This window comes from Paraburkholderia sp. CNPSo 3076 (genome assembly GCF_026343935.1).
In the GTDB taxonomy this organism is placed as follows: Bacteria; Pseudomonadota; Gammaproteobacteria; order Burkholderiales; family Burkholderiaceae; genus Paraburkholderia; species Paraburkholderia nodosa.
Map to the genome: position 1 here is coordinate 304,541 of NZ_JAPMAL010000002.1, position 20,697 is coordinate 325,237.

20 protein-coding genes and 2 tRNA genes are annotated in these 20,697 nt (G+C 63.2%); 3 read left to right on the top strand and 19 right to left on the bottom strand.

The genetic code is table 11. From position 1 onward, the window contains the following. Nucleotides 1-13: 13 nt before the first annotated feature. Nucleotides 14-580, bottom strand: a complete 567-nt coding sequence (locus tag M3A49_RS03660; protein ID WP_266227503.1) for an acyloxyacyl hydrolase — start codon at nucleotides 578-580, stop codon at nucleotides 14-16. 630 nt (nucleotides 581-1,210) lie between these two features. Here M3A49_RS03660 and M3A49_RS03665 point away from each other — a divergent pair. Then, complete coding sequence (locus M3A49_RS03665; protein ID WP_266227504.1) at nucleotides 1,211-2,614, top strand: MFS transporter; 1,404 nt, start codon at nucleotides 1,211-1,213, stop codon at nucleotides 2,612-2,614. Between the two features lie 142 nt (nucleotides 2,615-2,756). Here M3A49_RS03665 and M3A49_RS03670 read toward each other — a convergent pair whose 3' ends face one another. The 16 genes from M3A49_RS03670 to M3A49_RS03745 all read right to left on the bottom strand — a co-directional run bounded on the left by M3A49_RS03670 (nucleotide 2,757) and on the right by M3A49_RS03745 (nucleotide 17,976). Further along, the gene (locus tag M3A49_RS03670) at nucleotides 2,757-3,695 is read right to left on the bottom strand and encodes a DMT family transporter (RefSeq protein ID WP_266227505.1); all 939 of its coding nucleotides are present in this window, start codon (nucleotides 3,693-3,695) and stop codon (nucleotides 2,757-2,759) included. 249 nt (nucleotides 3,696-3,944) lie between these two features. Next, a tRNA-Pro gene (locus M3A49_RS03675) sits at nucleotides 3,945-4,021 on the bottom strand. Between the two features lie 93 nt (nucleotides 4,022-4,114). Next, nucleotides 4,115-4,513, bottom strand: coding sequence for a MerR family transcriptional regulator (locus M3A49_RS03680; protein WP_266227506.1), 399 nt, complete (start codon nucleotides 4,511-4,513; stop codon nucleotides 4,115-4,117). A gap of 155 nt (nucleotides 4,514-4,668) precedes the next feature. Continuing rightward, a complete protein-coding gene (locus tag M3A49_RS03685) occupies nucleotides 4,669-5,079 on the bottom strand; it encodes an integration host factor subunit alpha (protein WP_028204248.1) in 411 nt (136 codons plus the stop codon). A 91-nt stretch (nucleotides 5,080-5,170) separates the two neighbouring features. Then, entirely contained in the window at nucleotides 5,171-7,627 is a 2,457-nt protein-coding gene (gene pheT / locus M3A49_RS03690; protein ID WP_266227507.1) for a phenylalanine--tRNA ligase subunit beta, read from the bottom strand. Nucleotides 7,628-7,736: 109 nt separating this feature from the next. Continuing rightward, complete coding sequence (pheS, locus tag M3A49_RS03695) at nucleotides 7,737-8,750, bottom strand: phenylalanine--tRNA ligase subunit alpha (RefSeq protein ID WP_028204250.1); 1,014 nt, start codon at nucleotides 8,748-8,750, stop codon at nucleotides 7,737-7,739. A 223-nt stretch (nucleotides 8,751-8,973) separates the two neighbouring features. Then, entirely contained in the window at nucleotides 8,974-9,333 is a 360-nt protein-coding gene (rplT, locus tag M3A49_RS03700; protein WP_004192938.1) for a 50S ribosomal protein L20, read from the bottom strand. A gap of 30 nt (nucleotides 9,334-9,363) precedes the next feature. Then, nucleotides 9,364-9,561, bottom strand: a complete 198-nt coding sequence (gene rpmI, locus M3A49_RS03705; RefSeq protein ID WP_004191477.1) for a 50S ribosomal protein L35 — start codon at nucleotides 9,559-9,561, stop codon at nucleotides 9,364-9,366. Between the two features lie 292 nt (nucleotides 9,562-9,853). Continuing rightward, nucleotides 9,854-10,375 carry a translation initiation factor IF-3 gene (infC, locus tag M3A49_RS03710; RefSeq protein ID WP_084068824.1) on the bottom strand — a complete coding sequence of 174 codons (522 nt, stop codon included), beginning with the start codon at nucleotides 10,373-10,375 and terminating at the stop codon, nucleotides 9,854-9,856. A gap of 50 nt (nucleotides 10,376-10,425) precedes the next feature. Continuing rightward, the gene (gene thrS, locus M3A49_RS03715; RefSeq protein ID WP_266227515.1) at nucleotides 10,426-12,333 is read right to left on the bottom strand and encodes a threonine--tRNA ligase; all 1,908 of its coding nucleotides are present in this window, start codon (nucleotides 12,331-12,333) and stop codon (nucleotides 10,426-10,428) included. A gap of 290 nt (nucleotides 12,334-12,623) precedes the next feature. Beyond that, nucleotides 12,624-12,700 (bottom strand) — tRNA-Val (locus tag M3A49_RS03720). Nucleotides 12,701-12,786: 86 nt separating this feature from the next. After that, nucleotides 12,787-15,036, bottom strand: a complete 2,250-nt coding sequence (locus M3A49_RS03725; protein WP_266227516.1) for a RelA/SpoT family protein — start codon at nucleotides 15,034-15,036, stop codon at nucleotides 12,787-12,789. Nucleotides 15,037-15,096: 60 nt separating this feature from the next. After that, the gene (locus tag M3A49_RS03730) at nucleotides 15,097-15,450 is read right to left on the bottom strand and encodes a RidA family protein (protein WP_266227517.1); all 354 of its coding nucleotides are present in this window, start codon (nucleotides 15,448-15,450) and stop codon (nucleotides 15,097-15,099) included. Between the two features lie 96 nt (nucleotides 15,451-15,546). Continuing rightward, complete coding sequence (locus M3A49_RS03735; RefSeq protein ID WP_266227518.1) at nucleotides 15,547-16,440, bottom strand: alpha/beta fold hydrolase; 894 nt, start codon at nucleotides 16,438-16,440, stop codon at nucleotides 15,547-15,549. A 159-nt stretch (nucleotides 16,441-16,599) separates the two neighbouring features. Beyond that, nucleotides 16,600-17,241, bottom strand: coding sequence for a CoA transferase subunit B (locus M3A49_RS03740; protein ID WP_028204256.1), 642 nt, complete (start codon nucleotides 17,239-17,241; stop codon nucleotides 16,600-16,602). A gap of 15 nt (nucleotides 17,242-17,256) precedes the next feature. Further along, nucleotides 17,257-17,976 carry a CoA transferase subunit A gene (locus M3A49_RS03745; RefSeq protein WP_069268194.1) on the bottom strand — a complete coding sequence of 240 codons (720 nt, stop codon included), beginning with the start codon at nucleotides 17,974-17,976 and terminating at the stop codon, nucleotides 17,257-17,259. Nucleotides 17,977-18,233: 257 nt separating this feature from the next. Here M3A49_RS03745 and M3A49_RS03750 point away from each other — a divergent pair, with 257 nt between their 5' ends. Beyond that, entirely contained in the window at nucleotides 18,234-18,806 is a 573-nt protein-coding gene (locus M3A49_RS03750) for a LuxR C-terminal-related transcriptional regulator (RefSeq protein WP_028204258.1), read from the top strand. Nucleotides 18,807-18,844: 38 nt separating this feature from the next. Here the strand turns inward: M3A49_RS03750 and M3A49_RS03755 are convergent, their stop codons facing one another. Together M3A49_RS03755 and M3A49_RS03760 are read right to left on the bottom strand one after the other, a co-directional pair. Then, on the bottom strand, nucleotides 18,845-19,285 hold the full coding sequence (locus M3A49_RS03755) for an acyl-CoA thioesterase (RefSeq protein ID WP_028204259.1): 441 nt from the start codon (nucleotides 19,283-19,285) through the stop codon (nucleotides 18,845-18,847). Nucleotides 19,286-19,350: 65 nt separating this feature from the next. Further along, the gene (locus M3A49_RS03760) at nucleotides 19,351-20,130 is read right to left on the bottom strand and encodes an SDR family oxidoreductase (protein WP_028204260.1); all 780 of its coding nucleotides are present in this window, start codon (nucleotides 20,128-20,130) and stop codon (nucleotides 19,351-19,353) included. A 176-nt stretch (nucleotides 20,131-20,306) separates the two neighbouring features. Between M3A49_RS03760 and M3A49_RS03765 the strand changes: the two genes are divergently transcribed. Further along, nucleotides 20,307-20,697, top strand: a 391-nt coding sequence (locus M3A49_RS03765) for an NAD(P)/FAD-dependent oxidoreductase (protein ID WP_266227519.1), incomplete at its 3' end; no start/stop codon positions are given.

Genomic DNA, 20,697 nt, shown 5'->3' on the forward strand with positions numbered 1-20,697 from the left:
GCCCGCTGCCGCCCTAGAAGTTGTACTGGAAATAGATCTGACTGAAGTTCGTACCCGGATTCGGCTCCTTGATATCCGCATTCGACAAATGCTGGAAACGGAACCCGGCCTGATAGTTGCCGTGCTCGCCGAACTGCGCGCCAACGCCGACCATGTCCACGAACTGGAACGACGTCGACGTCGCGCGGTCGGGAGTCTGCCGGACGTGCGAGAGAAAGTGAAAGCCCACGCCCGCCTCGATGAACGGCCTGAACCAGCCGCTGTCCTTGATGAAGCGAAAAACGGGCGTTACGCCGTATTCCCAGATATGCGAGTAGACGGCATCAGGTGCGTTCAGCTTCCAGTACGCGACATGGGCTTCGCCAACCAGTGTGAAGTGATACCCGCCGATGTGCCACCACTGCAGGCCCGGATCCCACACGAGACCGAGATCGAGCTTTTTCACGTCGTGGTCCGCTACGCCCGCTCCGAGCTGCACGCCGAACGTGTTGTCGGCTTGTGCGCTGGCCGCGCCGAAGGCGCAAAGCGCGGTGAGCGCCCCACGCACCGCATGAGCGTGCCAGACGAATCTTCTTACCATATATTTCCCCGATTCGATCAATTCAGCATGACGCCATACATCGGGTACAACCACGATTTGCGCAGGTTCGGCAACAGCGCAAATTCCATACAAAATGCACTGCGCTTGTCACGTGGTCAGAACAAATACCATCACGCTTCAATGTTCACTAATGACCCGCGCACATATGAGAGCGAAGTTTAGCGTCGAATAAACCCTCGCGCTCGTTGGCATGCCAACAAACCGCCGCCCGTAAGGCGCTACGGCTTGATAAAGGCTGACTGACAGCTTTCAATTTCGATTATCGAGTCCGGTAAATGTGCTGATCGATTATTTACAGAAGAATTTACGAAATACGGACTCACCTTGTTAACGAATCCGTCTCAGTTACCGTCGACTTACCGGGCATCCAAATTTGCGAATAGCGATTTTCTGGTTTGCTGACCGTCCCGATGATCCTCTGCGTAAAACCGGCATGACGTTTGGACCCGGGTATTCCCGAACATCGCGGAATGCGCTGGGTCGCTGTACCCAAATTGAGGACAGACAGCGCGTGGGCCCCTCGCATAATCCGCGTGAATTGTGATCCGCGGCAAACAACAACGTCATAACCCTTGCCACGCTCACGTCCCGATGCTTAGGAGGAGACACATGAGCCCAATCCCGCAAGGGCATGCTTCGCGCGTGCCGCAAACGTCCGCGCAAGCGCAGTCAAACTGTGCTGCCGCCGCTGAACAAGTCACGCGCAAGGTCTCGCGCCATTTGCTCGGCTTCCTGTTCCTGCTGTTCGTCGTCTCGTTCCTCGACCGCATCAACATCGGCTTCGCGGGCCTGACGATGATGAAGGATCTCGGCCTGTCGAGCACGCAGTTCGGCTTCGCCACCACCCTCTTCTACGTCGCCTATATCGCGTGCGGCATTCCTGGCAATCTCATGCTCGCGCGCGTGGGTGCGCGCCGCTGGATCAGCTTCATCATGATTGCGTGGGGCCTCGCCTCCACCGCAACGATGTTCGCCACCAACGCCACCACGCTCTACTGGCTGCGCATGCTGGTTGGCGTGACCGAGGCAGGCTTCCTGCCCGGCATGCTGCTCTATCTCACCTGCTGGTTCCCGAGCGCGTGGCGCGCCCGGGCCAACGCTCTCTTCATGATCGCGATGCCCGTGACGGCCGCGCTCGGCTCCGCGGTCTCGGGTTTTATCCTCAAGCTCGACGGCCATGCGGGGCTCGCGGGCTGGCAATGGCTCTTCGTGCTCGAAGGCATGCCGGCCGCACTGCTCGGCTGCGTAGCGTTCTTCTACCTGGACGACACGCCGCGCGCCGCACGCTGGCTCAGCGCGCAAGAAAAACGCACGCTCGAAGCCGCACTTGCCGAGCCGGCCGATGCCCTCGCTTCGCCCACGGCCCACGCAGCGAGCGAGCGCAGCCTCTGGGAGCAACTGCGCTCACCGGTGGTCCTGCGCTTCGCGGCGGCGTACTTCTGCCTCGTCAATACGCTCGCGATGGTCGCCGTGTGGGCGCCGCTGATCGTGAAGGGCTTCAGCGCCGGGGCGAGCAACGTCACCGTGGGGCTCGTCGCGACGATTCCGCAGATCGTCACCATCGTCGCGATGATCGTGTGGGGGCGCCGTTCGGACCGTCGTCAGGAACGCAAATGGCACCTCGCCGCGCCCATGCTGCTCTCCGGTATCGGCTGCGTGTTGACGGCGCAAGGCGGCGCGCCGCTCGTGCAGTTGCTCGGTGTGTGCCTCGCATCGGCGGGGTCGTACACGGCGATGTCGATCTTCTGGACCACGCCCGATCAGGCGTTCACGCCGCAGGCGCGCGCGGTGGGTATTGCCGTGATCAATGCGATCGGCAATATCAGTTCGGCGGCGAATCCGCTCGTGGTCGGCTGGCTCAAGGATGCGACGCACAGCTATGCCGCGGGGCTCATCTATTCCGCGGTGCTGCTCGTGCTGGGGGCGGTGATCGTCGCGACGTTGCCGATCGGGCGCGGTGGCCGCAGCAAGCGGGAAAAGGAAGTGAAAGCCGTGCCCCGCGCGGCGGCTTGAGCGAGCTTCAGAGTGCGAAACGCGCGACGTCGATCGCCGCGCGATTTCGTTGCGATCCAGCTCGTACGGCAGTGCGTTGCGGCTCGCCCGCACGGCGCTCGCAACGCACCCGCTTCGAGCGCGCCGTGCGGGCGCTACCCTGCTAGCGTTCCGCGCCTGCGCCGCTACGGCGCGCGGAGAATCCCGGCAAGCGCTTCACGAAACCCGTTGCGAGCGCGGTGCCCACGAGAATTGCCGCGCATGCCTCGACCATGCCCATCGACACGCGCTCGCCGAGAAAGAGCGCGCCCCACAGAATGCCGAAGATCGGGATCACGAACGTGACCGTAATCGCGCGCGCCGGGCCCACCGCTGCGATCAGGCGGAAGAACAGCAAATACGCGACACCCGTGCACGCCACGCCAAGGCCGAGCACCGCGCCCCACGCATGCAGCGAGATGGGCGTAGCCGGCCAGGTTGCCACGGCGAACGGCGCGAGCACGAGCGTTGCGCCCGTCATCGTCCCGGCAGCGACCGTGAGCGGATCGACGCCCGTGAGATGGCGCTTCGTGTAGCTCGCGGCAACGCCGTACAGCGCCGCTGCGACGAGCGCCGCGAGGGCGGCGAGCGCAGCGCTGGTGGATGACGCGCCGTCGCCGGCGTGCGTCACGACCTGATCCCACACCAGCGCGAGCACACCCGCGAAGCCGATCGCCAGCCCGACCACGCGCAGGCCGCTCAGACGATCCTTGAGCCAGACATACGCGACGACCGCGCCCCACAGCGGCGTGGTCGCGTTGATCACGGACGTGACGCCCGCGGAGAGCGTGAGTTCGGCCCACGCGAAGAGACAAAACGGCGCGGCCGAATTGAGGATGCCGACAATGAAAAGCGGCCACGCGCGTTCGCGCAGCGTGCCGAGCGCTTCGCGTGCGGGGCGCCGTGAAAACAGCACGAGCAGCAGGAACAGCGCGCCGATGCCGACGCGCAGCGCCATCAGCGGCGCGACGCCGAAGTCGGTCACGCCGACGCGGATGAACAGAAACGACCCACCCCATAGGGCGGCGAGGAGGACCAGTTGCGCGAGTTCGATCGGGTTCATGTGAAGTGGCGCTGAGTGAGCATGGGGTTGCTCGCGGGTGCGCGATTCTACGAATCACGGGCGCGAAGTACGCGTATCGTAAGGCGAGCGGCACGCGTCGTATAACGAAGGATTCTCACCGATATGTGAGAAAAATTAACAGCCGGATCTTGCGGTGTCGTTCGTGCGCTTGTTGTGTTTGCTTGTGTGTGTTTCGCGGCGCACAAAAGACAAAGCCCGCGCAATCTTTCGATTACGCGGGCTCTATTCTGGTCGGGGCGAGAGGATTTGAACCTCCGACCACCTGCACCCCATGCAGGTACGCTACCAGGCTGCGCTACGCCCCGAGAGCTAGAAAGTATAACAGAGAGTTTCTCCAATTAGAACCGCTTCGCACGTAAATCGTGAACGACTCACATGCATGCGTTCAGAGCGGTGTTTCAGCGCCCGAGCGCATCGAGCACATGCAGCAATTCCTTGCGCAACTGATCGACGTCCACGAGCGCGGTCGTGCCTTCGGCAACCGGCGCGCCCGCCGCTTCGGACTGCCCGGCTTCATCGGCCGCCGCTCCATGTGAGTCGAGCCGATTGCGCGCGCCGTTGATCGTGAACCCCTGCTCGTAGAGCAGTTCGCGAATGCGACGGATCAGCAATACCTCGTGATGCTGGTAATAGCGACGATTGCCGCGCCGTTTCACCGGCTTCAACTGCGTGAACTCCTGCTCCCAATACCGCAGTACGTGAGGCTTCACGCCGCACAGCTCGCTCACCTCGCCAATGGTGAAGTAGCGCTTGGCGGGGATGGGAGGCAAGACGACCTTTTCGCTTGTCGATGTCATCGCCGGGTTGCCGTCGTGGTGGTTGCGCAATGAGGCGTCGCCGCCTGGGTCCTTGAAGTCTGCTATTTCTACTTATTCGTTCACGCCCGCCATATTGCCATCGCCGCGGGCGTACCGGCGCGGGCATACCGGCGCGGGCAAACAACCTCAACGCATCAACGCGGGAAGCTCGCCTCGGCGCCGCTCTCGACGAGCGCCTTCAGCTTCTGGCTCGCATGGAACGTCACCACGCGACGCGCCGCGATGGGTATCGCCTCGCCCGTCTTCGGGTTACGGCCGGGTCGTTGCGGCTTGTCGCGCAACTGAAAATTGCCGAAGCCGGACAGCTTCACGCTGTCGCCGCTTTCAAGCGCGTCGCGAATCACCTCGAAGAAGGCTTCGACCATGTCTTTCGCTTCGCGCTTGTTGAGACCGACGTTGTCGAACAGCAGCTCAGCGAGTTCGGCTTTCGTCAGCGTGGGCGTGTCGTTCGTGGCGCTTGCCGACGAGGCAGGAATGTCGCGAATCATGGCGCTACGCTGTGCCGCAAGAAGGGCTTCGAAATCACTCGAGTTCATTTCGTTCATCTATCTATGAAATGGCGCGCTGCCGGTTGCGGGGTTGACTTGCTGCCTCGCAAACCGGAAGCCGATGTCGGTACGTGAAGAGCCGAGGAGCTTATCCGCGCAACCGGGCGCCATACACTCGAGCCAGGCGATCCACCAGGGACTTGATGGCCGTATCGACCGTTTCATCCTGAAGGGTTCCGCCAGTATCTTGCAGGGTCACCCGGAAGGCAAGGCTTTTCTCGTCCGCGCCAAGTCCGGAAGTATTTGATTTTGCACGAAATTCATCGAAAAGCGCAACCCTCTGCACAATCCGGCAAGGCTCGTCTTGCATGCCCTTCTGGAACTCGTCGAGCAGTGCTTGCACCTCGATCTTTTGATCGACAACAAGAGCGATGTCACGGCGGACCGGCGGGAATTTCGAGACTTCGCCAGGCGTTGGCAGTTCGCGCGCCATCAGTGCGTCGGCCTCGACCTCGAAGAGCATCGGTGCATGAGGCAGGTCGTACTTCTGCATCCAGCGCGGATGCAGCTCGCCAATCCAGCCCACCGCACGGCCATCGATTTCGATGCGCGCGCTACGGCCCGGGTGCAGCGCGGGGTGTTCTGCCTTCACGAAACGCGGCGTCTTCGCGGCGCCAAGCGCTGCGAACAGCGCTTCGAGATCGCCCTTCACGTCGAAGAAGTCCACGCCGCGCGCTTGCGCGCCCCACTGCTCTTCGAGCACGGGACCGTAGGCCAGCGCGCCAATCATCTTCGGTTGTGCGAAGCCTTCCACCGTCATCTCGCTCGCCTTGATCGACGGATCGTGCAGGAACACGCGGCCCGACTCGAACACGCGCACGCGGTCGGCGCGGCGGTTGAGGTTGTGGCGCAGCACGTTGATGAGGCTGCCGAACAGCGTCGTGCGCATGACCGAGAGCTGGCTCGCGATCGGGTTTAGCAGCTTCACGGGATTCGCGTTACCCGCGAAGTCCTGTTCCCATTCGGCATCGACGAAGCTGAAGTTGATCGTCTCGGCGTAGTCGCGCGCGGCGAGCGCGTGACGAATCGCGTGGATCGAACGGCGCGTCTCATTGGTCGCGCGCATTTCGCTGCGCGCCACCGGCGGCAACGCCGGAATCTTTTCGAAGCCGTAGATACGCGCGACTTCTTCGATCAGGTCTTCTTCGATCTCGATGTCGAAACGGTACGGCGGCGGCGTGACGCTAAAGCTCTCGTCGCCCGCATTGTCAACGCTACGCGTGAACGTGAGGCCGAGGCGCGTGAAAATTTGCGCGATCTCGTCGGCGCCGATCTTTACGCCGATGATGCGGTTCGCGCGCGCCACACGCAACTTCACCGCTTCGCGCTTGGGCACGTTCACGGTTTGATCGTCGATCGGGCCGGCCGCGCCGCCGCAGATATCGAGGATCAGCTGCGTGATGCGCTCGATGTGCTCGACGGTCGTCGACCAGTCCACGCCGCGCTCGAAGCGATGGCCTGCATCGGTCGAGAAGTTGTAGCGGCGCGAGCGGCCACGAATGCTGTCCGGCCACCAGAATGCGGCTTCGAGATAGATGTTCGTGGTGTCGAGCGTGACGGCAGTGCTGTCGCCGCCCATGATGCCCGCGAGACTTTCGATTTCGCGGTCGTCGGCTATCACGCCCACGGTTTCATCGACTTCGACGGTGTTGCCGTTGAGCAGCCTGAGCGTTTCGCCCTTCTTGCCCCAGCGCACGTCCATCGAACCGTGGATCTTGTCGAGATCGAACACGTGCGACGGGCGGCCGAGTTCGAGCATGACGTAGTTCGAGATATCGACGAGCGCCGAGATGCTGCGCTGGCCCGAACGCTCGAGGCGCTCGACCATCCACATCGGCGTCTTCGCGTGCGCGTTGACGCCGCGGATCACGCGGCCCGAGAAGCGGCCGCACAGGTCCGGCGCCGAGATCTTCACGGGCAGCTTTTCATCGAGCTTCACTTCGACCTTCGGATACACGGGCGCCTGCAGCGGTGCGCCGGTGATCGCGGCCGTTTCGCGCGCGATGCCGTACACCGAAAGGCAATCGGCCTTGTTCGGCGTGAGCTTGATTTCGAAGATGGTGTCGTCGAGATTCAGCGCTTCGCGGATGTCCTGGCCGATCGGCGTATCCTCGGGCAGGATCATCAGTCCGCTGTGGTCTTCCGAGAGCTTCAGTTCGCGCGCCGAACACAGCATGCCCTGGCTTTCCACGCCACGCAGCTTCGAGAGCTTGATCGCGAAAGGCTTGCCGCCTTCTTCGGCGGGCGGCAGCTCGGCGCCCACGAGCGCCACGGGCACCTTGATGCCGGGCGCGACGTTGGGCGCGCCGCACACGATCTGCAGCAGCGCACCGGTGCCGGCATCGACCTGCGTGACATTGAGCTTGTCCGCGTCCGGGTGCTTCACGACTTCGAGCACGCGGCCCACGACGATCTTCGTGGTGGGCGGCGCCGCCGGGCTCAGGCCTTCGACTTCGAGGCCGGCCATGGTAAGCGCGTGGGCCAGTTCATCGGTCGTGAGCTTCGGATCGACAAAGCTTCTCAGCCAGGATTCGGGGAATAGCATTTGGTTTTACGTTCCAGACAGATTGTGACCGTCGCGTAGGCGGGTTCTCGCGCACCTTCTTCAGGTGCTGCGTCCGCCTCGCGCGCTGCAAGCGAATGCGTCGCTTCGCCTAGGCGAACTGACGCAAAAAGCGCAGATCGCCTTCGAAGAACAGGCGCAGGTCCTGCACGCCATAACGCAGCATCGTCAGGCGTTCGAGACCGCTGCCGAACGCAAAGCCGATATAGCGCTCCGGGTCGAGGCCCATGTTGCGGATCACGGTCGGATGCACCTGGCCCGAGCCCGAGATCTCGAGCCACTTGCCGGCGTTCTTGCCTTGCTCGAACATCATGTCGATTTCGGCCGACGGCTCCGTGAACGGGAAGTACGACGGACGGAAGCGCACCTGAATGTCGTCACGTTCGAAGAACTTCTTGAGGAAGTCGGTGTAGACACCCTTCAGGTCTGCGAAGCTGATGTTCTCTTCGATCCACAGGCCTTCGACCTGGTTGAACATCGGCGAGTGCGTGGCGTCGCTGTCCACGCGATAGGTGCGGCCCGGCACGATCACCTTGATGGGCGGCGTGTGCGTGCGCGCATAGCGCACCTGCATCGGACTCGTGTGCGTGCGCAACAAAAGCTGACGGCCATCGGCGTCCTTGCCGTCCACGTAGAACGTGTCCTGCATGGAGCGCGCCGGATGGTTTTCCGGGCTGTTGAGCGAGGTGAAGTTGTACCAGTCGGTTTCGATCTCGGGACCGTCGGCCACGTCGAAACCGATCGAGCCGAAAATGCGCTCGACGCGTTCCCACGTCTGCATCACGGGGTGCAGGCTGCCTGTACCCGTGCCGCGGCCTGGCAGCGTGACGTCGATCGCCTCGGCGGCGAGCCGCTGGTTCAGGAGCGCGTCCGCGAGCGCCTGGCGGCGCGCGCCCAGCGCAGCTTCCACTTGCTGCTTGACGGCGTTGATGCGTGCGCCTTCGGTCTTGCGCGTTTCCGCGTCGAGCTTGCCGAGGCCCTTGAGCAGTTCGGTCAGCGCGCCGGACTTGCCAAGAAAGCGGGCCTTTTCGTTTTCAAGCGTGTTGACGTCGGGGGCGCCAGCGAACGCGCTTTGCGCGTCGGCGACAATCTGGTCCAGATCCATTGATCCCATCTTTTCAGCGTCAGAGTTTGAGACTTGGAGCCTCTCCGCGCTCACGGCACGCCATCATGAAGCCTGGCAATGACGGCGCGAAGACACACCATGAAGCGGCGCAAGAAGCGTAATTACCAACAAAAACGGGGCTCGGTGAGGAGCCCCGTTTTTGTTGCAGCATCACCGAGACTACCGGAATGTCTGCTGCAACGAACCTGCGCAATACCTGCTATCAGGCAGCGACGGCGGCCTTCACCTGCTTGACGATCGCAGCAAATGCAGCCTTGTCGAACACAGCCATGTCAGCCAGAACCTTGCGGTCGAGTTCGATCGAAGCCTTCTTCAGGCCGTTGATGAACACGCTGTAGGTCATGTCGTGCTGACGCACCGCCGCGTTGATACGCGTGATCCACAGTGCGCGGAACACACGCTTCTTGTTACGGCGATCGCGGTAGGCGTACTGGCCTGCGCGCATGACCGCCTGCTTGGCGATGCGATAGACGTTATTGCGACGGCCGCGGTAACCCTTGGCCAGGTTGATGATCTTCTTGTGACGGGCCCGTGCGGTAACCCCACGTTTGACTCGAGGCATGTTTCGCTCCTATGAGTTATCGGTTGAGGATTACGCGAACGGCAGCATTGCGCGCACGGAGTTCAGATCGGAATCGTGAACGGCCGTTGCACCACGCAGATGACGCTTGTTCTTGGTGGTCTTCTTGGTCAGGATGTGACGCTTGAAGGCTTGACCGCGCTTGACGGTACCGCCCGGACGAACCACGAAGCGCTTTGCAGCGCTCTTCTTGGTCTTCATCTTCGGCATGACAGACAACTCCATTATTTGATGGACATGGGTGTGCGGTTGGCGCGGTGTTCGCACACCTTGCCGGGACTCCGCCCTTCGAAACCCACTCCACTTGTTTTGGCGACTGGCTGGCTTTTGAAAAACAAGCTCGCCGCCGCTTTCAGGAAGAACGCCCGTTTGCCGCACTTCACGTGCAGCGTGCGAGCGCCGTTCCGGAACCTGCTTGCCGCCTTCTGCGCACCACGGCGCCGAAGACGTCATTGAAAACTGCTTTTGACCGCCGCGCAGACTGCGCCGCGCGGCACGCCAATTACTTCTTCTTCTTGGGCGAGAGCACCATGATCATCTGGCGCCCTTCCATCTTCGGCATTTGCTCGACCTGGCCGACTTCTTCGAGGTCGGTGCGCAGGCGTTCGAGCATGCGCATGCCGATTTCCTGGTGGGCCATTTCGCGGCCCCGGAAACGCAACGTGATCTTCGTCTTGTCGCCTTCATCGAGGAAGCGGATGAGATTGCGCAGCTTGACGTTGTAATCGCCGTCGTCGGTACCCGGGCGGAACTTGACTTCCTTGACCTGGATGACCTTTTGCTTGAGCTTGGCCTCGTGCTGCTTCTTCGATTCCTGGTACTTGAACTTGCCGTAGTCCATTAAGCGGCATACGGGAGGCACCGCCTGAGGAGCAATTTCAACCAGATCGACGTCCTGCTGTTCCGACATTCGGAACGCATCGGCCAGCTTTACGATGCCGAGCGGCTCGTTCTCGATTCCGACGAGACGCACCTCGGGTGCAGTGATTTCACCGTTGATGCGATGCGACTTATCCGTAGCGATGTTACGTTTCCTCTAAAAATTAAAAAAACGAGCCGCGCTGCCACAGTGGCTTACTTGAACGTCTTGACGTCTTCCGCAAGACGCGCGGTAAAGGCCTCGACGGGCATGACACCCAGATCGACGCCGCCACGGGCACGCACGGCTACCGTTTGCGCTTCACGCTCCTTGTCGCCGACGACAAGCAGGTATGGAACCTTCTCAAGCGTGTGCTCGCGTATTTTATAGCTAATTTTCTCGTTGCGCAAATCGGCCACCACTCTAACCCCTTGTTTTTGCAACGATTGGGCCAGATTCGCGGCATATTCGGCCTGACTTTCCGCGATATTCATCACAACCGCCTGCACCGGAGCGAGCCACGGCGGCATCGCGCCGGCATGGTGCTCGATCAGAATCCCGAGGAAACGCTCCATCGAACCGAGGATGGCGCGGTGCAGCATGATCGGGCGGCGGCGGCTGTTGTCCTCGGCCACGTACTCGGCGCCAAGGCGCTCCGGCAGGACCATGTCGAGCTGCAGCGTGCCGCACTGCCACGAGCGGCCGAGCGCGTCCTTGATGTGGTACTCGACCTTCGGACCGTAGAACGCGCCCTCGCCCGGCAGTTCTTCCCACTGCAGGCCGCAGGCCGTGAGCGCCTCGCGCAGGCCCTGTTCGGCGCGATCCCACGTTTCATCCGTCCCCGCGCGCGAATCCGGGCGCAGCGAGAGCTTGATATCGATGTGATCGAACCCGAAATCCTTGTAGATGCTCATCGCCAGCGTGTTGAAGGCGATCGACTCGCTGATGATCTGGTCTTCCGTACAGAAGATGTGCGCATCGTCCTGGACGAAGCCGCGCACGCGCATGAGACCGTGCAGCGCGCCCGACGCCTCGTTGCGGTGGCACGAGCCGAACTCCGCGTAACGCAGGGGCAGATCGCGATACGAGCGCAGGCCGTGGTTGAACACCTGGACGTGGCCCGGGCAGTTCATCGGCTTGATCGCGTAGTCGCGCTTTTCCGACTCCGTCGTGAACATGTTTTCACGATAGTTCTGCCAGTGACCCGACGCTTCCCAGAGCGAGCGGTCCATGATCATCGGCGTCTTGATTTCGTCGTAGCCGGCCAGGCGCAGGCGGCCGCGCATGTACTGCTCGACCTGCTGCCAGAGCGTCCAGCCCTTCGGGTGCCAGAACACCATGCCGGGCGACTCGTCCTGCATGTGGAACAGGTCGAGCTGCTTGCCGAGCTTGCGGTGGTCGCGCTTTTCGGCCTCTTCGAGCATGTGGAGGTACTGGTCCTGGTCTTCCTTCTTCGTCCAGGCCGTGCCGTAGATGCGCTGCAGCTGCTCGTTCTTCGAGTCGCCGCGCCAGTAGGCGCCCGCGACCTTCATGAGCTTGAAGACCTTGAGCTTGCCCGTGGACGGCACGTGCGGGCCACGGCACAGGTCCGTGAAGCCGCCGTGCGAGTACAGCTTGATGTCCTGGTCGCCCGGAATCGATTCGATGATCTCGGCCTTGTACTTCTCGCCGATGCTCTTGAAGTAGTCCACGGCCTCGCCACGCGTGACGACGCGGCGCGACACCGGCTCATCCTTCTTCGAGAGCTCCTGCATGCGCTTTTCGATCTTTTCGAGATCTTCGGGCGTGAAGGGACGGTTGTACGCGAAGTCGTAGTAAAAGCCGTTGTCGATGACCGGCCCGATCGTGACCTGCGCTTCCGGATAAAGCTCCTTCACCGCGTAGGCGAGCAAGTGCGCCGTCGAGTGACGGATGATGTCGAGGCCGTCGCCGTCCTTGTCGGTGACGATGGCGAGCGATGCGTCACGATCGATCAGCGTCGACGTATCGACCAGTTCGCCGTCGAGCTTGCCGCCGAGCGCCGCCTTGGCGAGACCGGGGCCAATCGAAGCCGCCACTTCGGCGACCGTGACGGGATGATCGTACTGTCGAACCGAACCGTCGGGCAGACGTATCGCAACCATGTTTTTCTCCAGAAGTGCCGCGCAGGCACATCGTATTGTTCGTGGGAACAGACTGCGGAAAACTTCACAGCGAAAAAAAATGCGGCCCCGCTTTCGAGGGGCCGCATTCACTTTTCAAACCTGACTGCAGAGGCGAAAGAGGTCCTCGACTAGCGTCGCTCCGAAGTAGTTTCGGTAAACGTTCGCGGTGTCATAACCGTATTCGCCTTATGGCGCTTCCTTTGCAGGCGCAGCGCGCTTTGTGCATTTACTGCCTTGAACCCCCGGCAAAGCCAAGGACTCGATTTCGTTGGTAGGCTCGATTGGACTCGAACCAACGACCCCCACCATGTCAAGGTGGTGCTCTAACCAGCTGAGCTACGAGCCTGAAGAAGGAAGATTATATGAAGCAGCCGCAGACTTGGCAAGTATTTTTTGCAGCGCGGCAATCTTTGGCCGCCTGGCCTGGCCGCCTCAACCCCGGCGCGACGCCCGCTGCACCCCGCCCACCTCGCCCAGCAGCACGCAGGCGCGCTGGATCTGCGCCGAATTCGACACCTCCACGGTGAACTGCATGTACGCTGCATTGCGGCGCGACTGCGTCTTCACGCCGATCACGTTCATCTTCTCGCGTGCGAACACTTCGGAGATGTCGCGCAGCAAACCCTGGCGGTCGGTGGCCTCGATCGAGATATCGACCGGGTAGACCGACTGGCCGCGCCCGCCCATCACGTCGGCGGACCACGTGGTGTGCAGCACGCGCTCGGGCGCGCGGTTCGCCATGCGCCGGAACGTCGGGCAGTCGCGGCGATGGATCGACATGCCCTTGCCGCGCGTGACGAAACCGCTGATCGCGTCGGGCGGCGCGGGCCGGCAACAGCGGGCGAGCTGCGTAAGGAGCGCGTCCACGCCCACCACCAGCACGCCCGACGACCCGCCATGCGCGACGTTCGCACCGCTCGCGCGCTTGGTGAGCTGCTCGGGCGTCTCCTCTTCGGGCTCGGCTGTGGGCGCGTCGTGCAGCGCGTGCTCGACGTTGCGCAGGCTGAACTCTTCCTTGCCGACCACGCTGAAGAGGTCGTCGGGCGACTTGAAGCCCAGCTTGGCCGCGAGCTGATCGAGACTGACCGACGTGCGACCCTCGCGCTGCAGCGTCTTTTCCACCATCGCGCGGCCGTTGGCGATGTTTTCCTCCGCCTCGATCGCGTTGAACCACGCGCGGACCTTCTGGCGCGCACGCGGGCTTTGCAGATAACCAAGCTGCGGATTGAGCCAGTCGCGCGACGGGCCGCCCTCTTTCACCGAGACGATTTCGACCGTCTGGCCGTTGCGAAGCTGGGTGTTGAGCGGCACCATCGCGCCGTCCACGCGCGCGCCACGGCAGCGATGGCCCAGTTCGCTGTGAAGGTGATAGGCGAAGTCCAGCGGCGTCGCGCCCTGCGGCAGCGCGATGACGCGCGCCTGGGGCGTGAGAACGTAGATGTGGTCGTCGTCGAGCGTGGCCTGGCGCAACTGCTCCCACGGCTGGCGCCCATCCGAGACATCGTCCTTCCAGGCGAGCAGCTGTCGCAGCCACGCGATCTTCTCGTCGTAGCTGCTGCTCGCGCTGAACTGCCCGCCGTAGCCCTTCGCACCGGCTTCCTTGTAGCGCCAGTGCGCAGCCACGCCGTATTCGGCGAACTGATGCATCTCCTGCGTGCGGATCTGCACCTCGAACGCGCGGCCGTCGTCGCCGATCACGACCGTGTGCAGCGAGCGATAGCCGTTGGGCTTGGGCCGCGAGATGTAGTCGTCGAACTCTTTCGGCACCGGTTGCCAGAGGTTGTGCACGATGCCGAGCACCGTGTAGCAATCCTTGATGTCGGGCACGATCACGCGGAACGCGCGCACGTCGTAAAGCTCGGAGAAGTCGATCTCCTTGCCGCGCATCTTCTTCCAGATGCTGTAGATGTGCTTGGGCCGCCCGCTCACCTCGGCCTGGATATGCGCCGCGGCAAGCTCGCTTTGCAGCCGCGCGATCGCCTCGGACACGTAGCTCTCGCGCTCCACGCGCTTTTCGTCGAGCAGCTTCGCGATGCGCTTGTAGGTATCGGGCTCCTGAAAGCGGAACGCGAGGTCTTCGAGTTCCCACTTCAGTTGCCAGATGCCGAGACGGTTGGCGAGCGGCGCGTAGATCTCGAGCGTCTCGTGCGCGATCCCGGGCGCCGGCGTGATCTTCGCCGCCGCATAAAAGCGCAGCGACTGCAGGCGCGACGCAAGCCGGATCAACACGACGCGGATGTCCTGCGCGAACGCCAGCAGCATCTTGCGCAGCGACTCGACCTGCGCGCGCCGCGCCGCCTGGGCGTCGCGACTTTCGCGGCCCGCTTCGGGCACGGCATGCTGCGCCGCGCGCAGGCTCACGGTGCCGAGCCGCAACAGCTTGCGCACGTCGAACACGAGCTTCGCGACTTCCGCGCCGAAACGCGCTTCGAGCGCGCCTTCCGGATCGTCGAGATGCGGCGCGAGATTGAAGAGCGCCGCTGCGAGCACCGCAGGCGGATCGACGTTGAGCCGGCTCATGATGAATGCCGTGCCCTGCGCATGCTCGACGAGCGGCTCGCCCGTGGAAAGACGTGCGTCACCGGCGTGCTCGCGCACGAACGCAAGCGCGTCGTCGAGCGACGGCAGCGCGCGAGAATCGGCGGAAACCGCGGGGTCGGGAGGAACGGTGTCGCTACTCATGAGGCAATGCCCGCCGGCTTGCCGGACGGGCGACAACGAAAAGGATCAAACCAGCTGCGCTCAATCGCGCTGCGCAGCCACCACGACGATCTCGACGAGGCATTCCGGATTTGCGAGCTTCGCTTCGACCGTCGCACGCGGAGGCGTCGCGCCTTGTGCGACCCACTTGTCCCACTCGGCGTTCATGCCGGGGAAATCCTTCATGTCGGCGATATAGATCTGCACCGAGAGAAGCAGCGACTTGTCGCTGTTCGCCTCACCCAGCAGGCGGTCGATGTGGCCGAGCACTTCGCGCATCTGGCCGGCGATGTCCTGCCTGGTCTCTTCCGCGATCTGGCCAGCCAGGTAGACGGTGCCATTGTGGATGGCAGTTTCCGAAAGACGTGGACCAACGTGGTGACGAATGACTGCCATGAAAATTCCTGTTGCGAAGTGAAAAACGGTCAACTTCCGGGCCGGCACGATCCAGCGCGCATCGGCGCGCGCAGGAATATGCCGGCGAATCTCATATTATGACGCGCGAAGGGCCTCGCCGTCGAAGAAACGGCGCGCGATCGCGATCTGGTCGGGCGCGAGGAACGCCGGCGCATGCCCTACGCCCTCGATTTCGACGCTCGATACATGGCGCCCGGTCGCGACCATCTTCGCGACCGTTTCGCGCGAAAGCAGGTCCGAAAGGGCGCCACGCACGACGAGCACAGGCCCTTCGAACGTAGCGAGCGAGCGCCACAGGAACTTCTCGCCCTCCTCGTTCTGCTCGGGCGTGGTCGACTTGAAGGGTTCCGCAATGCGCGGGTCGTACCGGTAGCGCCACGTGCCTTCGACTTCATGCAGCAACGGCGTGTTGATCTCGCGCCATTGCCCGGCACTCAGCGGGCCGAACGAGGCCGCGAGCAGCGCCGCATTGTCGATGCCTTCCTGGAGCGTAGCGAAAGACCCGCCTTGCCCGACGTACTCGCCGATGCGCGCGAGCGACGCGGGTTCGATTTGCGGCCCGATGTCGTTGAGCAACATGCGGCCAATGGGCGCGCCCGGCAGCCCCGCGAGCGCCATACCGATCAGGCCGCCCATCGACGTACCGAACCAGTCCACCTTCTCCACGCCCGTGCGTGCGATCAACGTGACCATGTCCGCCACGTACTGCGCGACGCCGTAGCCGCGCGGGTCGAGCAGCCACGATGACAGCCCCCGCCCGGCCACGTCCGGGCACACGACGCGATACTGGTCGGCCATTGCGGCGGCAAAGCGGTCGAAGTCGCGCCCCGAGCGCGTGAGTCCATGCACGCACACGAGCACGCGCGGGTTGGCGGGGTCGCCCCACTCGGTGTACGCGATGCGGTGCAGGCCCGCGGGACTGAGACACTGGACGTACTGCTGGCGCGGCACTGCGGTCGATTCGGTCATCGCGAAATCCTCGCTCGAAGGCGCATCAAGGCTTTCGGCCGATTGTAAACGCCTTTGCCGCCCGGCATCGTCGGCAAAGCCGCACGCAAACCGTACGCAAAAACGAAACGGGCGAGACCGAAGTCTCGCCCGCCGCCAATCATGCTTACGCTACGACGTTCAGCCCACGGCGCTCACGTCGAGCGGCGCGCCGGTCTTCGCCTTGATCTCGTCGACCGTCACACCCGGCGCGAGTTCGGTCACCTTCAGCCCCGCGTCGCTCACTTCCATCACGCCGAGGTCGGTGATGATGATATCGACCACGCCCACGCCCGTAAGCGGCAGCGTGCAGGCTTCGAGGATCTTGTGCTGGTCGCCCTTCGCCACGTGCTCCATCAGCACGACCACGCGGCCGACGCCCGCCACGAGGTCCATCGCGCCGCCCATGCCCTTGATCATCTTGCCGGGGATCATCCAGTTGGCCAGGTCGCCCTTCTCGCTCACCTGCATCGCGCCGAGGATCGCCAGGTTGATGTGGCCGCCGCGAATCATCGCGAACGAGTCTGCGGAAGAGAAAATCGACGAACCCGCCAGCGTCGTCACGGTCTGCTTGCCGGCGTTGATCATGTCGGCGTCCACTTCGTCCTCGGTCGGGAACGGGCCGATGCCGAGCAGGCCGTTTTCCGACTGCAGCCACACTTCCATGCCCGCGGGCACGTGGTTGGCCACGAGCGTGGGCAGCCCGATGCCGAGGTTCACGTAGAAGCCGTCCTGCAGTTCCTTCGCCGCGCGCGCGGCCATTTCGTCACGATTCCATGCCATGGTCGGTCTCCTTCCTCAGTTGCCCGCGGGTTTGCCAGCTGCGGCGCGCACGGTGCGTTGTTCGATGCGCTTTTCCGGGTGCGCGTTGAGCACGATGCGCTGCACGAAGATGCCCGGCGTATGAACGGCGTCCGGATCGAGTGCGCCGTTCTCGACGATCTCCTCCACTTCCGCCACGGTGATCTTGCCCGCCATCGCGCACATCGGGTTGAAGTTGCGCGCCGTGCGGCGGAAGACCAGGTTGCCCGACTTGTCGGCCTTCCACGCCTTCACGAGCGCGACATCTGCCGTGAGCGAATGCTCGAGCACGTAGTGCTTGTCGCCGAACTGGCGCGTTTCCTTGCCTTCGGCGATCAGCGTGCCGAAACCGGTATTCGTGAAGAACGCCGGAATGCCGGCGCCGCCCGCACGCAGCTTTTCAGCCAGCGTGCCTTGCGGCGTGAATTCGAGTTCGAGTTCGCCCGACAGATACTGGCGCTCGAATTCCTTGTTCTCGCCCACGTACGACGAGATCATTTTCTTGATCTGGCGCGTCTCCAGCAGCAGGCCGAGGCCGAAGCCGTCCACGCCCGCGTTGTTGCTGATGCAGGTGATGCCCTTCACGCCCGTATCGCGCAGTGCGGCGATCAGGGCTTCGGGAATGCCGCACAGCCCAAAGCCGCCGACCGCGAATGTCTGGCCGTCCTTGACGATGCCCTCGAGCGCGGCAGCCGCGCTTTTATAGACCTTGTTCATCAGTGTGTCCCTTCCTCGAATGGAAATCCGCCAATCCGGTTTGTCGCGCGGACGTCTAGCGCGTCCGGATGTTCAATTCTAGTCATGCCCCGGCGGCGTTGCCGTGAAGCGGGCAGCCCGGCCGGGCCGCGCGCCCGGGCCCAAACGAGCCGCGCGAGCGTGGAAAACTGCCCCTCCGATGGGTGCAAAGCGTACGCTGGCCCCCTGTTGCGGCACAATACGCAAAACTACATAAAGCAATACCCGCACCGACCGCCATGGCCGCTCCCACCCAACCCGTCGAACGCTCCGCTCTCGACTACCAGACCGCGTTCCATCTCGCGCCCATCGGCCTCGTGCTCGCGCGCGAGCGCACCATCGTCGATTGCAACGACCAGGTCGCCGCCATCTTCGGTTGCGCACGCGAGGCGCTGATCGGCCAGTCGTTCCAGCTGCTCTACCCTTCGGCGGACGAATTCGAGCGCATTGGCGCACGCATCCCGCCGATCATGACGGCGCAAGGCAGTTACGCCGACGACCGCATCATGAAGCGCGCCAACGGCGAGCTCTTCTGGTGTCACGTCACGGGGCGCTCGCTCGATCGCGCCGAGCCGCACGCGGCGGGCGTCTGGACGTTTGAAGACCTGAGCGCGACGCGGCGCGTGGCCATCGAACTCACGCCGCGCGAACGCGAGATCGCTGCGCAGCTCGTTACCGGCAAGACCAGCAAGCAGATCGGGCGAATTCTCGAGATCAGCCCGCGCACCGTGGATGTCTATCGCGCGCGCCTCATGCGCAAGTACGACACCGGCAACGCCACCGAGCTGCTGCAGCGGCTGCTCGGCCAGTAAGGGCGCGCGCCGCCGGGCGGCGCGCGACAGATGGGCGCTCAGCCTACCCGGTCGGACTTGACGAGTCCCGCATGCTCGATGGTGGCGCGCAGCATGTCGGGAATCGGCACCGATTTGCCGGCCGCGTAGTCGATCCACACGCAGCGTGCGTTCCCGCGCGCGTAGAGCGTGTCCGGCTCGTCGGCGCGGCGCAATTCGAAACCGGTGTCGAAGCTGCTGCGGCCTGGCTGGCCGACCGTCATCGTGCAGACGATGTCGCCGGGGTAATGCAGCTGCTTGAGGAATTCCATCGAAGCATTGACGATCACGGGTCCCTGCCCGTCGCCGCTCTCCGCGGCCACGCCCAGATGCTCGAACCAGGAAATCCGCACCTGCTCCATGTAGCGGAAATAGACCGTGTTGTTCACATGGCCGAACGCGTCCATGTCGCCCCAACGGATCGGCATGGTCATTTCAAATACGGGGTGGTAGTCACTCATTGCACTTCAACTTCGTGTTGTTGCGAAAAAACGGAACGCCGGCCGGCGGCCGGACTCGCCTGGGTTCAGGTGAGCCCGAAGCCGTCGTCGGCGGTGATGATCGAACCGTTGATGAACGACGACTCGTCGGCGGCGAGCAGCAGCAGCAGGCCGTCCAGGTCTTCGGGTTTGCCGACGCGATGGCGCGGCAGCATCGAAACGAGCTTTTGCCCCTGCTCTGTCGACCAGTGGTGGTGGTTGATCTCCGTGTCGATGTAGCCTGGGCAGATCGCGTTCACGTTGATGCCGTGGCGGCCCCATTCGAGCGCCATCGCCTTCGTCATATGGACGACCGCGGCCTTGCTGATCGCGTACAGGCCGATTTGCGGCAGCACACGCAGACCCGCCACCGAAGCAATATTGATGATGCGGTACGCCGGCTTCGGGCCGCCGCCGTTACCGCGCATGATCATGCGCTTGGCAACTTCCTGGGCCACGAAAAAGGCGCCGCGCGTGTTGGTGTCGAACACGTACTCGAAGTCGGCGGGCGTGACGTCGGCGAGCTTTTGCGTCGTGGAGACGCCCGAGTTGTTGACGAGGATGTCGATGGTCCCCGCCTCGGTTTCCGCGTGCGCTACCGCCGAGCGAATGCTCTGGTAGTCGGTCACGTCGAGCGAGACGACGTGCGCGGCGCCCCCGCTCGCCTCGATTTCGGCGCGCAACTCCTTGAGCCGCTCCACGCGGCGGCTTGCCAGCACGACTTTTGCACCAGCCTGCGAGAGCACCTGGGCGAAGCGCTTGCCAAGCCCGCTGGAAGCCCCCGTGATCATCGCAACCTTGCCTTCCAGATTGATCGAACGGCCCATTTCCGGTTCCTGTTCAGAGGTGAATAAGCGCCAGAACGCGGCGGGGTCGGCCCGCCAAATCTGACGCCACAGAATAGAACGGTCGTGCTAATGTTAGCCTGTTGGGTTGCGGCACGGGGAACGTTACCCGACAATACGAACCCGAAAAAAGCATTCTAATGGCAAGAGGAGCATTGATGACCCCCGCAAGTCTTTTGGAGCAATACGGTCCACGCGAGTCGATGGAATACGACGTCGTGATCGTCGGTGGCGGCCCCGCCGGGCTGTCCGCCGCGATCCGCCTGAAGCAGCTGGCCGCGGAGAAAGGCGCTGAAATCGGCGTCTGCGTGCTGGAGAAAGGCTCGGAAATCGGGGCGCATATCCTCTCGGGCGCGGTCATGGATCCGCGTGCCCTGAACGAGCTGATTCCGGACTGGAAGGAGCAAGGCGCACCGCTGAACGTGCCCGTGACCGAGGACAAGTTCCTTTTTCTTTCCGAAACGGGGGCTAAATCTGTGCCGAACTGGGCGCTGCCCGACAACTTCAAGAACCACGGCAACTATGTCATCAGCCTCGCGAACGTCACGC